Below are 13854 nucleotides of genomic sequence, written 5' to 3'. Positions count from 1 at the left end.
TCAGTGTGCGGAGGGGTCGCGCAGATTGAGCCAGCGCTGCGTCAGGCTGATGCCCAGCGCGAGCAGCGTCGGACCGAGGAACAGCCCGACCAGACCGAAGGCCAGCACGCCGCCGAACACGCCGAGCACCGCAACCAGCAGTGGCAGGCTCGACGTGCGTGCGATCAGCAGCGGCTTGACGATGTTGTCGACCGAGCTGATCGCGAGCACACCGTACAGCACCATGAAGATGGCCCAGCCAAGTTCGCCACGGTCGTACAGCCACAAGGCCGCCCCGCCCCAGACCAGGGGCGGGCCAACCGGAACCATCGACAGCAGGAACACCAGCGAAGCAAGCAACACCGGCGCCGGCACGCCGGCAATCGTGAAACCCAGCGCAGCCACCAGGGACTGGGCCAGCGCGGTACCCACCATGCCGAGCATCACGCCGAAAACAGTTTTCTGTGCGGTGGTCAGCAACTCGCGGCCGGTTTCGCCGTACAGCCGTTCGACCATGCGCTCGATCGCGCCATGCAGTGCCGGGCCATCGCGATACAGGAAGAACAACACAAACACCGCGAGCGACACCTGCACCACCCCCACGCCGAGCGCAGCGACGATCTTCAGGCCAAAGGCGCGCGCCGGTTCGATCATTCGGTGGCCGAGCCCCACCATTGCTTCGCGGCTGCTCAGCAGCGTCTGCAGGTAGTTGGCGATTGAATCCCCCAGCAAGGGCAGGCTGCGCACCCATTCCGGCACCTGCACGGGGCCGCTGTCGATCCGCGCGCGGATCAGCCCGAACAGCCATTGCAAGCCCTCCGCCGCTGAGCTGGTGACCACCACGATCGGAACCACGATTGCCAGCACACAGCCAAGGCACATCAGCGCCGCCGCCACCGTGCGCCGCCCGCGCAACAGACGCAGCACGCCGGTGTAGAGCGGCCAGGTGGACAGCGCGACCACCGTGGCGAAAAGGATCGTCACGATGAAGGGTGCGAGCACCAGCCAGCAACCTGCCACAAGGCCGATCGTCAGCGCGAGCTGGGCGAAGTTTTCGAAACGCTGTGCGGGATGAGGTGTCATGAGATCGCGAACCGGGGCAAGTGCTGATCTTACCGGCCGCGGACACCCCGCGCGCTGGCTTCAATCAAGCTCGCGCACGCCGGACGTGCCGTCCGGGTTGCGGCGCGCGTGGTCCAGCGCAGCCTCGGCACTGAGCATCAGCGCATCGGTCGTTGATTCGCTGCGCATCGAGCACGCAACGCCGGCGCACGCAGCGATCTCGATGTCGAAGTGGCCCAGTTCGAGCGGGCTGAGGCTGATTTCCAGCACGACGTCGCGCGCGAGGCCCGCGCCCTGCTCCGGCCCGGCATCCGGCATCACGACGATGTAGCCCTTGCCGCCCCAGCGCGCGAGCAGGCCGCCACGCGGCATCACATTGCGGATGCAGGTAGTGACATGGCGCAGCACCGCATCGCCCACGTCGTGCCCATACCAGTCGTTGAACTGGCGGAAGTTGTCCAGATCGACCCGCACCACCGTGGTCGGCCGTGCGCGCGGGGCGTTACGCTCGAGCGCCGCCTCGATCGCTTCGTCCGCCGCAAATCGGTTCGGCAGGCCAGTCAGCAAGTCTTCGCGGCGGGCATTCTCGCGCAGGCGTTCGAGCGCACGCTCGCCAAGCAGCATCATGCACATCAGGATGCCCAGCACCAGCGTGATCATCACCACCACTAGCAGCAAGGGCTGCAGCGGCGAGTCGGTATAGAAGCGGTCGAAGTCATCGCGGAACACCCACACCGAGGCCGCGCGCAAACCCAGCGCCACGGCCAGCACACCAAGCGTGACCATCAGCCCCAACGTCACCACCGAACGGCGCAGCCGCAGACCGCAGTAAAGCTCCCACAACGTGAGCAAGACCGTCACGAGGAGACCGACGCTCAGCACTGCAACGCGACCCACCAAACTGGGCGCGACAAAGGTGTACCAGAGCGAGGCAACGAAGCTGCAGGCGAGTACCGCCACCACATAGGGCAGGCGGGCATGGCGATCGATCAGGCGACAAAGGCCGACATGGATCAGCCCCTGGCTCGCGAGCGAGCCGAAGTTGCCGAGCACGATTGCAAGCGGCACCCATTCACTGCCCAACACCCGTAGCGCACTCGCCGCAGAACCGCAGGCCAGCATCAGGCAAGCCCAGGCGATCGGGCGCGCGCCGCGCATCAGCGGATCAAAGCCGCGAATGAACACGCGCAGCATCAGCGCCATGCAGAGCGATACGAGGGTCGTCGCGAACAGGATCGAGGTGAGATCAAGCATCGCTGGCCACCGTATCGCGCTGCGGCAGCCAGCGTTCGAGCACTTCGACCAGTGCCTTGACGACCACCGGTTTGGCGAGGAAATCGTCCATCCCGGCGGCGAGGCACTGCGCGCGGTTCTCGGCAAATGCGTTGGCGGTCAGCGCCACAATCGGCAAGCGCTCACGCCCTAGCGCGGCCTCCCATTCGCGGATGCGGCGCGTGGCGGCGAAGCCGTCGAGTACCGGCATCTGGCAGTCCATCAGGATCAGATCGGGCGAACGGCCCTTTGCGAGCAGATCCGCAGCCTGCAAACCGTCCCCCGCAACCAGCACACGGTAGCCCCGGTGCTGCAGCATGGTCTCGATCACCTTTGCATTGGTCGGGCTGTCTTCCACCACCAGCACCAGCGGCGACTCGCCGGCGGCGTGCGAATGCGGCAAGGCCTGCACGCCTGCGCGCAGGGTCGGCGCCTCACCGGGTGCCAGCCCCTGCCGGCGCACACGGATGCGGAACCAGAAGCAGGCCCCTTGGCCCGGCTCACTGCGCACGCCGACGTCACCATCCATCAGCAAGGCCAGACTGCGCACGATCGATAGCCCCAGCCCGCTGCCGCCAGCGGCGCGGGTGCTCGATGAATCGACCTGGCTGAAGGGCTGGAACAGCAGCGCCAGCTTGTCCGGCGCAATGCCGATACCGTTATCGGTCACCGCAAAACGCAGCTCCACTTGCTCGGCGGTACGCGTCAGCACTTCGCCCTCGACGCGGATCACGCCGCGGTTGCTGAACTTGATCGCATTGCTCAGCAGGTTCGACAGCATCTGGCGCAGGCGCACCGGATCGAACCAGAAGGTGTCGTCCGCCGCCCCCGCCCAGTGCGTTTCGATCCGCAGCCCCTTGCGCTGCGCAGCCTCGGCGAACAACGCGGCGGTCTCTTCGAGCAATAGCGCGGGCTGGCTCGCCATCGGCGTGAGATCAAGCTTGCCGGCCTCGACGCGCGACAGGTCGAGGATGTCGTTGAGCAGCGTGAGCAGGGTTTCGCCCGAGGTCAGCACGGTTCGTGCGTACTCTTCACGCTCGGCATCGCTGAGGTCAGGCATCTGCAGCAGCTGCGCCATGCCGAGGATGCCGTTCATCGGCGTGCGGATCTCGTGCGACATGGTGGCGAGGAAGTGGCTCTTGGCGCGGTTGGCCGTCTCGGCAGCCTCCTTTGCCGAACGCAGCGCCGCTTCGCTGCGATGCCGCTCGGTGACATCGTTGAAGGTGCCGATGTAGTTGCAGACACGACCCTGCGCGTCAGTCACCGCCGAGATCGCAAGATGCTCCGGATAGAGTTCGCCCGAGCGGCGCCGGTTCATCAGTTCGCCCTGCCAGCGGCCGTCACGGCCGATCGTCTGCCACAGGCTGCGGTAGAAGTCCGCATCGTGCAGACCGGACGACAGCACATGCGGCGTGCGCCCGAGCACTTCGTCCTCGGTGTATCCGGTAATCTGCGTAAAGGCGCGGTTCACGCGCAGGATGCGGCACTTCGCGTCGGTGATCAGGATGCCGTCGAAGGCGGCATCGAACACGCGCGCCGACAGCTCCAACGCATCGCGGGTGCTCGCCTGCTCGCGCTCGCGCCGCACCTGCATGCGATGAACCAGGCCCCCGAGCAGCAGCACGAAGGCCAGCGCGCCCACGCCCATCAACGCGAGATTGGCCATCTCACGGCGCCAGTCATCCAGCGCGGCGGCCTCGGTGAAACCGACCTGCACCACCAGCGGGTACAGCCGCGAAGCATGGAAGGCACGCGTGAATGCGCCGCTGTGCGACGTGCGGGGGATGTCGACGATGCCGATTTCCCGTTCCAGCAATTCCTTGCGGAACACCGTATCCGCCGACTGGTCGCTGCCTGGCGCCATCTCTTCCGGTGAAGTGCCCAGCAACAGCAGGCCATCGTATCGCGACACCGAAACCGCAAAGGCATCGCGCCCGCCAAGGCTGGCGAGCTGGTTGACGAAGTAGTCCGGGTTCACCGTAGCGACGACATAGCCCTCGTCGTGCTCATCCACGAGCGGCCTCGCGACGGTGAAGAAGTAAGCCGACAGGCGCGCATCCACCGGATTCGCCGCGGGCGCACCATCACCCAGATCACGCCCCATCCACACGCCTGACACGCGCAGCAGAGTCGCGTCGCTACCGCCACCCAACGCCTTGATGCCCGACGCGTCGAGCCGCCGGCCACGCGCGCCGGCCGTACTGCTGGCGAGAAGTCGCCCATCCGCTGCCACGATGGACAGGGAACGGATCGCCGGCAGGCCGTTGAGCGCCGACTGCAGCTGCGCCTCGAACGCATCCACATCGTTGCTCGGCAAACGGCGCCAGCTCGCGATGCTGGCATCAAGCTGGCGATCGATCATCTGCATCATCAGCGTGAGCTGATATTCGCCCACCCGCGCCACGTTCGCAGCCAGCATCCGGTGCGTCTGCAGCGCTTCGTTGCGCAGGCGATTCGCGTGGTACAGCACCGCCACCGTGCCGCACAGGCAGAAGGCCACCAGCACGCTGCCGATGCCGCGCGGCAGGCGCAGCGCCGGCAAGGACAACGCGGCCAAGCGGGCGCGCAGCATCTGTCGCGCCTCAGCACCCATGGCCGGCTCCGGCGAGGCGTGCGATCGGCTTGGAGCAAAGGGCTTGCATCGACGAATCGTAGCGGCAGCGCACCGGCTCAATCCTTGATCATCATCGGGTCAAGCCCGTATCGGCGCGCAGCCTCAAGCAGCCGGCCGTCGGCGCGAATCGCGGCGACGAAGGCGTCCACCCGTTGCAGCCAGGCGGCGTCGCCGCGCTTCACGGCATAGGCCGAGTTGACCAGGAAGTAAGGCGCCGGCGGCGCGAACACGCGCACCCAGTCATTGTGGTCGCGCATCTTGCGCGTGAAGGGGAAGTCGGACATGAAGACGTCGACCCGGCCGGATTCCAGTTCCGCTTCGCGCGTACGCGGCGGCACCACGACGACCAGCTCCGCCTGTTGAAGGCGCTCACGCATCAAAGGCTCGTGGTAGGTGCCGGCGAGTACCGCAACGCGGGTGCCCGGTCGGTCGATGTCCTGCCAGCTGCGCACGCGGGTGTTGTGGCGCGTGGTCACGGCATACACATCGCCGCGCAGGTAGGGGCGTGAAAGCGCGAGCCGTTCCGCCCGCTGCGGTGTCACCGCCACGCCCATCATCGCGATGTCGCAGCGATCGGCGTCAAGATCCTCGATGAAGCGGCCAAATGTGGTGTCGACGAAGCGCAGGCTCACGCTCAGCTCGCGTGCAAATTCGCGCGCCATGTCGGTATCGAGGCCGCTCAGCGTGCCCGACTTCGGGTTGCGGAAACTCAGGCCGTAGTAGTCGGGCCAGATGCAGACGCGCAGCGTCTTGCTCTCACGGATCTTCTCCAGCTGCCCACCGGCCTCGCCCGCCATGACCGACGACGCCAGGCTGCAGCCCAGGGCCACCAAACTGCACACCCGAACAAAACTTCGCCACCCCAAACGCATCACGCCTCCGCAAACGCCCACGCGCCGGCCGCCGCGATGCGCTGGACCAGGCCCGATCAGTCGGAACGGAAAGCGATCACATGGTCCGCGTCGAGGCGGATCCCGATCAGCTCACCGAGGGCGTGGTTGTGGTGCGAGGGCACCAGCGATAGCACTTCGCGTCCGCTCGCCAGACGCAGGGTGTAGAGAATATCGGCTCCGCGGAAGGCTTTCTGAACTACTTCCGCGCGCAGGGTGCTTGCATCGTCGTGCACCACGTCGTCGGGGCGCAGCAGTAAGTCGACGGCCCCCCCGATTTCGCACAGCGCGCCGTCGCTCGAGCACACGATCGGCTCGGCAGCCTGCACACGGCCCAGCTCGATCTCGACCGTGCGCGCGTCGCAGACACGCCCCGGCAGGAACGCGCCCTGACCGACGAAGTCGGCAACGAAGCGGTCGCGCGGGCGGTGGTAGATGTTGTAGGGCGTATCCCACTGGCGCAGCGTGCCTTCAGCCATTACGCCGACTTCGTCTGCCATCGCGAAGGCCTCGTACTGGTCGTGCGTGACCAGCAGCGCCGTGGCGCCCTCGCGCTTGAGGATATCGCGCACCTCGCCAGCGATGCGCTCGCGCAGATCGACATCGAGACTGGAAAACGGCTCGTCGAGCAGCACCAGCTGCGGCCGTGGCGCCAGCGCGCGGGCCAGCGCGACACGTTGCTGCTGGCCGCCAGAAAGCTCATGCGGAAAGGCTTCGCCATAGCCCTGCAGGCCGACCAGATCGAGCAGTTCCGACACCCGCGCGGCGCGCGCGTCGGCTGGCAGCGCCCCGATACCGAACGCAATGTTGCGCGCGACGTTCAGGTGCGGAAACAGCGCGTAGTCCTGGAACACCATGCCGATCTGGCGCTTCTCGGGTGCAACGCGGTGCCGCACGCTGCTGACCAGCGCGCCATCGATGCGGATCTCGCCGCCCGCAATCGGCTCGAAGCCGGCAATGCAGCGCAGCAGCGTCGTCTTGCCGCAGCCGGAAGGCCCCAACAGGCAGGCGATGCGCCCAGCAGGCAGACGCAGATCGACGCCGTCGACCACAGTGCGCTCACCATAACGCTGAACGATGGTGTTGAGTTCAAGTCGGAACATAGGTATCGATTATAATTCGCATTTGCGCCCATGCCTGCCTTGCGTTTCTTCACCCCTCTCGTTGCGATTGCCCTCGTCATCGCCGTGCTGACCGGACTTCCAGTCGCCAGCGTGGGGCTGAACCTGCTCGTCGGCGGCACCAGCACAACCTGGGCGCATCTGAGCGAGACCGTGCTGGGCGACTACATCGCCAACTCCCTGCGTCTATGCCTCGGCGTGGGCTGCGGCGTGGCTGTTGTCGGCACCGCCACGGCCTGGCTGACCGCCATGCACGATTTCCCCGGCCGTCGCGTGTTCGAGTGGGCGCTGGTGCTGCCACTCGCAGTGCCCGCCTATGTGATGGCTTATGTCTATACCGATCTGCTGCAGTTCGTCGGGCCTGTGCAGACGGCGCTGCGCAACGCCTTCGGTTGGGCACACGGCGACTACTGGTTCCCGGATGTGCGCTCGCTGCCGGGTGCGATCGCGATGTTCGTGTGCGTGCTGTATCCCTATGTCTATCTGCTCGCCCGCACCGCGTTCATCGAACGCGCCGGCGGTGTGCTGGAAGCCGCCCGCACACTGGGCCTCGGGCCATGGCGCGCGTTCTTCAGCGTGTCGCTGCCACTGGCGCGGCCGGCGCTCGCCGCCGGCATCGCGCTGGCGCTGATGGAAACCCTCGCCGACTACGGCACCGTGGCGTACTTCGCCGTCGACACCTTCACCACCGGCATCTACCGCGCTTGGTTCTCGCTCGGCGACCGTGTCGCTTCGGCGCAGCTCGCGGCGATCCTGCTCGGCTTCGTGCTGCTGCTGATCGCACTCGAACGCCTCACGCGCGGCCGTGCCCGTTATCACAACAGCGGCAACCGCAATCGCCCGCCGATGCGCACCCGCCTGCGGGGGCCGGCCGCCGCACTGGCCGTACTGGCCTGCGCGCTGCCGCTGTTCGCTGGCTTCGTGCTGCCTGCCGGCCTTCTGCTGAAGATGGCACTGACCGAGGGCGATGCACAGTTCGGCGCGCGCTTCCTCACGCTGGCACGCAACAGCTTCGTGCTGGCGGCCACCACCGCCGCACTGGCGGTGCTGCTCGCGCTGCTGCTGGCCTATTCGGCGCGCGTATCGAAGACCTGGCTCGCACGCGGGCTCAACCGTATCGTCGGGCTCGGCTACGCAGTACCGGGCGCGGTGATTGCCGTCGGGGTGCTGATTCCGGTCACACGGCTCGACACCTGGCTCGGTCTGCAGTGGCAGCAGTGGTTCGGCCACAACCCCGGCCTGCTGCTGACCGGCGGCATCGCGGCACTGGTCTACGCCTGCCTGGTGCGCTTTCTCGCCGTGGCGCTGCAGACGGTGGAGGCCAGCCTCGCGAAAATCACGCCGAGCATGGACGACGCCGCGCGCAGCCTCGGCTTTGGTGCCTTCGCAATCCTGCGCCGGGTGCATGCACCAATCCTGCGCGGCAGCCTGCTGACGGCCGGCTTGCTGGTGTTCGTCGACGTGATGAAGGAATTGCCGGCGACACTGGTGATGCGCCCCTTCAACTTCGACACGCTGGCGACGCAGACCTACACGCTGGCGGCCGACGAGCGCCTGACCGAAGCCTCCACCGCCGCGCTGGCCATCGTCGCCGTCGGCCTGTTGCCGCTGATCGCGCTGTCGCGCCAGATCGCGCGAACCCGCAAATAGTGCCCATGAAAAAGGCCGGGGCTTGCCCCGGCCTTTTGGCTTCAAAACACCCGGCTTACTTGTAGCCGGCGCGGTCGTAGATCATCTGCGCCTTCGCCTGGTACTGCGCGAGATCCTTCACCGGGAGCTTGTCGGCCTTGAAGCTGCCGAGCGTATCGAGCGCCGGATTTGCGATCTTGAGCCCCTCGACCACCGGCCATTCGTTGTTGCCATCGGCGAAGTAACGCTGCGCCTCGTCGGAGGCGAGGTACTCGAGGAACTTCACCGCCGCTTCGCGATGCGGCGCGTTTTTCAGCAAGCCGGCACCGGACACGTTGATATGCGTGCCGGTGGTACCTTGGTTCGGCCACACCACGCCGATCTGTTCGATCGCCTTGCGGTCTTCAGGCTTGTCCGAGCGCATCATGCGTGCGATGTAGTAGGTGTTGGCCGTCGCGACCTGGCATTCGCCGGCGGCCACGGCCTTGATCTGGTCGGTATCGCCGCCCTTGGGCTGGCGTGCGAAGTTCGCCACCGCGCCACGCGCCCAGGCCTCGGCATGCGCCTCGCCCTGGTTGGCGATGATCGATGCGAGCAGCGACAGGTTGTACGGATGCGAGCCGGAGCGGCTGCACACCTTGCCCTTCAGCGCAGGCGCGGCGAGGTCGTCGTAGGTCCGCACCTGGTCGCGCTTGACGCTCAACTTGTTGAAGATGATCACGCGGGCGCGGGTCGAGAAGGCGAACCAGTCTTCGGTACGCAGATGCGCCGGAATGCGCACGTTGAGCACCGACGAATTGACCGGCGCGAAGAGGCCGAGGTCATGCGCCTTCGCGAGCCGCGCCGCATCCACGGTGATCAGCAGATCGGCCGGGCTGTTGGCGCCCTCATTGCGGATGCGCTCCATCAACTCGTCTTCCTTACCCTCGATCCGGTTGATCTTGATGCCGGTGAGCTTGGTGAAGTTGCTGTAGAGCGCTTCGTCGGTCTGGTAGTGGCGGGCCGAATAAAGGTTGAGGACCTTCTCCTGCGCGCCGGAGGCAGTGGCCAGCGTGGCGAAGGCAAGTGTCAGGACGGTACGTGCAAACATGGCGGAACTCCGGGAAACATCACGCCCCAACTGTACCGCCTGACGACCTTATAGTAAATACGAACTATTCTCAGTTCATTCGTGTAACGCGTTAGAACGTAGGGAGGCGCCGCGCCGGTCCGCACGGCCCCAGCCCCACTCGCCACCCTCAGGCCTTGGTCCACACAGGCCCGGAACCGTCGCGCTCAGGCTCCCTTGAACAGCTTGTGCACGCCGTGCGGCTGTGAGCGCCAGTACTGCGGCGGCGCGCTGACCTGTGCGCCGAGCTTGGCGGCGGCATGCCACGGCCAGTGCGGGTCGTACAGCATCACCCGCGCCACGCCCACCATGTCGGCATCACCACGGGCGACGATGGCCTCGGCCTGTTCGGCGTCCGTCACCAGGCCTACCGCTACGGTCGGCAAGCCGGTTTCAGCACGGATGCGCGCGGCAAGCGGCACCTGGTAGTCCGGCGCTGGCGTGATCGCTTGCCGCGGCGACAGCCCGCCGCTCGAAACATGGATGAAGGCGCAATTGCGCTTCGCCAGCGCGTGCGCCAGCACGACGCTCTGCTCAAGATCCCAGCCGCCTTCGACCCAGTCGGTCGCCGAGATGCGGATACCGACCGGCATGCTCGCCGGCACCGTTTCGCGGATTGCATCGAACACCATCAGCGGGAAGCGCATGCGGTTTTCCAGCGAACCGCCGAACTCGTCGCTGCGCGTGTTCGACAGCGGCGACAGGAACTGATGTAGCAGGTAGCCGTGCGCGGCGTGCAGCTCGATCGCGTCGATGCCGATGCGGTGCGCGCGCTGCGCAGCGGCCACGAAGGCCTGCAGCACCCGTTGCAGCCCGGCCTGATCCAGCGCGGCCGGTGTGGTGTCGGCATCGTTGAAGGGCAACGCGGAGGGCGCCACGTTCTGCCAGTCGCCACCGCTGCCCGGCAGCCAAGGGATCGCGCTGCCGGCCTTGCGCCCGGCGTGGGCGAGCTGGATCGCGATCGGCATCGCCGAATACTTGCGCACGCTCTGCAGCACGGCGCCGAGCGCCGCCTCGGTGGAATCGGACCAGAGGCCAAGGTCGGCCGGCGAAATGCGTCCGACCGGCTCCACCGCGGTCGCCTCGATGATCAGCAGGCCGGCGCCCGACAGCGCGAGCTGGCCCAAGTGGATGCGGTGCCAGTCGGTGGCGTGGCCATCCTCGGCGGAGTACTGGCACATCGGTGCGATGACGATGCGGTTCTCCAGCGTCAGCGGGCCGATCGAATAGGGCGTGAAGAGTTTGCTCATGGTGTGTGTCCTTGTCGCGGCGGGATGCGCCTCAGAATCCTTCGAGCACGATCTTGCCGATCGCGGTGCCGGTTTCCTGCAGACGATGCGCCTCGCGCAGGTTCGCGGCGTTGATCTTGCCCAGATGCAGGCGCGCCGTGCTGCGCACCGCGCCCTGGTCCACCAGCTTCGCCAGCTCGCCGAGCAGGTCGTGCTGCGCCTGCATGTCATCGGTCTGGTAGAGCGAGCGGGTGAACATCAGTTCCCAGTGCAGGCTCAGGCTCTTGCGCTTGAGCAGGCGCACATCGATCGGGCCCGGATCGTCGATCAGCGCGAGCTTGCCTTGCGGCGCGAGCACCTCGACCAGCTGATCGAAGTGCTTGTCGGTGTGCGTCAGGCTGATCACGTAGCTGAGCGGCGGCAGAGGCAGCGCGGCGAGTTGCGGCGCCATCGGCTGGCGATGGTCGATGACATGGTGGGCGCCGAGCGCGCTGACCCATTCGCGGGTTTCAGGCCGCGAGGCCGTGGCGACAACGGTGAGCCCGGTGAGCTGGCGTGCCAGCTGGATCAGCACCGAGCCGACACCACCGGCCGCACCGACGATCAGCAGCGCCGCCGGCTGGCCGTTGCCGGCCAGCGGCACCTGCAGGCGATCGAACAGCAGTTCCCACGCGGTGATGCCAGTCAGCGGCAGTGCGGCGGCATCGGCGGCCGACAGCGTGCGCGGCCGCAGCGCGACGATGCGCTCGTCGACCAGCTGGAATTCGGCATTGCTGCCCGACCGGTCGATCGCACCGGCGTACCAGACTTCATCGCCCGGCTTGAACAGCGAAACCTGCGGGCCCACTTCGCGCACCACACCGACGGCATCGAAGCCCAGCACACGGGCGCCGCCGGTGGCCGGCGCACCGCTGCGCACCTTGGCGTCAACCGGGTTCACCGAAACGGCCTGAACCTGCACCAGCAGGTCGCGGCCGGCCGCCTCGGGGCGGGGCAAGTCGAGCTCGACCAGGCTGTCGGGCGCATCGATCGGGCCGGGTGTACGGTAAGCAATCGCTTTCATGAGCGGATGTCCCCTGCGGCGAACGCGGGTTGGGGGTGGTGCGTGTGGGGCATGGCGGTCTCCTGTGTTGCGGGAAGTGATGGTGCAACTGTAGGGCCTCGCGCGCGCCCCGTTAATCCACCGCCACTTTGATTTACTATCAAACTGCGTTTGAAAATGAGGTGTGCTATGCCCTACCTGGCCGACATCCAGCTCTTCATCCGCGTCAGCGAAATCGGCGGCATCAGTGGCGCGGCGCGCCAGCTGGGCCTGACACCCGCCACCGCCAGCGCGGCGATCAAACGGCTTGAACGTGAGCTGGGCAGCCAGCTCTTCGAGCGCTCGACCCGCTCGTTGCGGCTGACGCCGGCCGGCGAGGACTTCCTCGGCTACTGCGTGCAATCGACGCAACTGCTGGAAGAAGGCATGGCTGCGCTGCGACGCGGGCGAGAGGGGCTGTCGGGCGAAATCCACCTCGGCGCGCCGTCAGATCTGGGGCGTGACTACCTCGACGAGTTGCTGGAAACCTTCCGCGAAAAACACCCGCAGATCCGCATCGTCATGCATCTGTCGGATGGCATGCACGACCTCTACCGCAACCCGATCGACCTGGTGCTGCGCTACGGCCTGCTGCGCGATTCGGCGCTGATCGCACGCAAGCTGTGCGACAACGACCGCGTGCTGTGCGCGGCGCCGGCCTACCTTGAACGTTACGGCCGCCCGGCGAGCATCGAAGCGCTGGCGGCACACAACTGCATCTGCTTCTATCGCAATGGCGAGATCTACAACCATTGGCGGTTGTTCCACGACGGCCGCGCACGTGAGGTACAGGTCAGTGGTGACCGTGCCGCCGACGACGGTGCGCTGGTACGCAAATGGGCCTTGAAGGGCTACGGCATTGTCTACAAATCGCGGCTCGACATGCAGGCCGATCTCGATAGCGGGCGGCTGATCAACTTGTTCCCCGCGGCGCAGACCGAGCAAGTGCCGCTGTACGCGGTGTACCCGAGCCGCCAGTACCAGCCGGCGCGCCTGCAGGCGCTGCTGCAGTACCTGCAGACAGCCTTCGAACGCAGGCCCGCGGCAGCACCTACCTGATCGCCAGCACCAGCACGCCGCACGCGACGAGGCCGATGCCGAACCACTCGCGCAGCGACGGCCGCTCACCCAGGAAGGCGACGGCGAACAGCGCGACCAGCACCAGGCTGAACTTGTCGACCGGCGCGACCTTCGAGGCCTCGCCGATCTGCAGCGCACGGAAGTAGCACACCCACGATGCGCCGGTCGCGAGCGCGGAGAGCGACAGGAACAGCAGCGTCTTCCACGACAGCGTACGCGGGTCGCTCCACTTGCCGGCATAGCCAACGAAGGCCGCCAGCACGAACACGATGACGATGGTGCGCAACAGCGTGGCGTAGTCGGAATCGACGCCGCGGATGCCCAGCTTTGCGAAGATCGCGGTGAGCGCCGCGAAGCAGGCCGACAGCAGTGCCCAGAAGAGCCAGCCGTTGGACGCCATCAGCGCACCCCGGCGATCACCGGAGAAGTGCCTGCGGCGCAGACCAGCCGTCGGCATCGAGCCGCTCCTGCAGCGGCACGCCGTCTTCGCTGTAGTGCAGCTCGGTGCCGGGCGGCAGATTCAGGGAGGCGAGCGCGCGCCGCAGCACCCCGCGCGCATGGCGGGCGTCCGGCGCTTCGATGTCGATGCGGTGAAACGCGACACGCACAGGCCGGCGCTTCGGCACTCCTTCGAGCGATGCACCCCAGCCGATCAGCGCGCCTGCGGCATCGGCGGCGAGTGCCGTTTCGAGCGCCTCGTGAATCGTGTGCTCACGGTTCGCGAGGGCTTCGGAGGCGGGAATTTTGACGTAGATGAAATCCACAGCCGGCAGTGTGCCCCAGCCAGGG

The 13854-nt window shown here is 66.8% G+C and carries 12 protein-coding genes; 2 read left to right on the top strand and 10 right to left on the bottom strand.

The genetic code is table 11. The annotated features are described in order from the left end of the window. The 5 genes from ACE3P0_RS15010 to ACE3P0_RS14990 all read right to left on the bottom strand — a co-directional run bounded on the left by ACE3P0_RS15010 (position 1) and on the right by ACE3P0_RS14990 (position 6920). Positions 1-1062 carry an AI-2E family transporter gene (locus ACE3P0_RS15010; RefSeq protein ID WP_374403515.1) on the bottom strand — a complete coding sequence of 354 codons (1062 nt, stop codon included), beginning with the start codon at positions 1060-1062 and terminating at the stop codon, positions 1-3. Between the two features lie 60 nt (positions 1063-1122). Further along, a complete protein-coding gene (locus ACE3P0_RS15005) occupies positions 1123-2295 on the bottom strand; it encodes a GGDEF domain-containing protein (RefSeq protein ID WP_374403514.1) in 1173 nt (390 codons plus the stop codon). Beyond that, complete coding sequence (locus ACE3P0_RS15000; protein ID WP_374403513.1) at positions 2288-4906, bottom strand: ATP-binding protein; 2619 nt, start codon at positions 4904-4906, stop codon at positions 2288-2290. Before ACE3P0_RS15000 ends, ACE3P0_RS15005 begins: the two co-directional genes overlap by 8 nt. Before the next feature lie 77 nt (positions 4907-4983). Next, positions 4984-5757, bottom strand: a complete 774-nt coding sequence (locus ACE3P0_RS14995) for a substrate-binding periplasmic protein (RefSeq protein WP_374403512.1) — start codon at positions 5755-5757, stop codon at positions 4984-4986. A gap of 98 nt (positions 5758-5855) precedes the next feature. Further along, positions 5856-6920 (bottom strand): ABC transporter ATP-binding protein, encoded by a 1065-nt coding sequence (locus tag ACE3P0_RS14990; protein WP_374403511.1) that lies wholly within the window; start codon positions 6918-6920, stop codon positions 5856-5858. Positions 6921-6950: 30 nt separating this feature from the next. Between ACE3P0_RS14990 and ACE3P0_RS14985 the strand changes: the two genes are divergently transcribed. After that, positions 6951-8588, top strand: a complete 1638-nt coding sequence (locus ACE3P0_RS14985; RefSeq protein WP_374403510.1) for an ABC transporter permease — start codon at positions 6951-6953, stop codon at positions 8586-8588. Between the two features lie 55 nt (positions 8589-8643). Here the strand turns inward: ACE3P0_RS14985 and ACE3P0_RS14980 are convergent, their stop codons facing one another. From ACE3P0_RS14980 to ACE3P0_RS14970, 3 genes are all read right to left on the bottom strand, one after another. Continuing rightward, a complete protein-coding gene (locus tag ACE3P0_RS14980; RefSeq protein WP_374403509.1) occupies positions 8644-9657 on the bottom strand; it encodes an extracellular solute-binding protein in 1014 nt (337 codons plus the stop codon). A 185-nt stretch (positions 9658-9842) separates the two neighbouring features. Beyond that, entirely contained in the window at positions 9843-10925 is a 1083-nt protein-coding gene (locus ACE3P0_RS14975; protein ID WP_374403508.1) for an NADH:flavin oxidoreductase/NADH oxidase, read from the bottom strand. A 31-nt stretch (positions 10926-10956) separates the two neighbouring features. Continuing rightward, a complete protein-coding gene (locus tag ACE3P0_RS14970; RefSeq protein ID WP_374403507.1) occupies positions 10957-11967 on the bottom strand; it encodes a zinc-binding alcohol dehydrogenase family protein in 1011 nt (336 codons plus the stop codon). Between the two features lie 168 nt (positions 11968-12135). Here ACE3P0_RS14970 and ACE3P0_RS14965 point away from each other — a divergent pair, with 168 nt between their 5' ends. Then, positions 12136-13044 carry a LysR family transcriptional regulator gene (locus ACE3P0_RS14965; protein WP_374403506.1) on the top strand — a complete coding sequence of 303 codons (909 nt, stop codon included), beginning with the start codon at positions 12136-12138 and terminating at the stop codon, positions 13042-13044. Here ACE3P0_RS14965 and ACE3P0_RS14960 read toward each other — a convergent pair. Then, on the bottom strand, positions 13037-13465 hold the full coding sequence (locus ACE3P0_RS14960) for an EamA family transporter (RefSeq protein WP_374403535.1): 429 nt from the start codon (positions 13463-13465) through the stop codon (positions 13037-13039). The genes ACE3P0_RS14965 and ACE3P0_RS14960 overlap by 8 nt on opposite strands. Positions 13466-13481: 16 nt before the next feature. Next, positions 13482-13829, bottom strand: coding sequence for a hypothetical protein (locus tag ACE3P0_RS14955; protein WP_374403505.1), 348 nt, complete (start codon positions 13827-13829; stop codon positions 13482-13484). Positions 13830-13854: the final 25 nt, after the last annotated feature.

The sequence above is a fragment of the Niveibacterium sp. genome (genome assembly GCF_041909475.1).
Lineage (GTDB): Bacteria > Pseudomonadota > Gammaproteobacteria > Burkholderiales > Rhodocyclaceae > Niveibacterium.
This window is presented reverse-complemented; position numbering and strand designations above follow the sequence as displayed.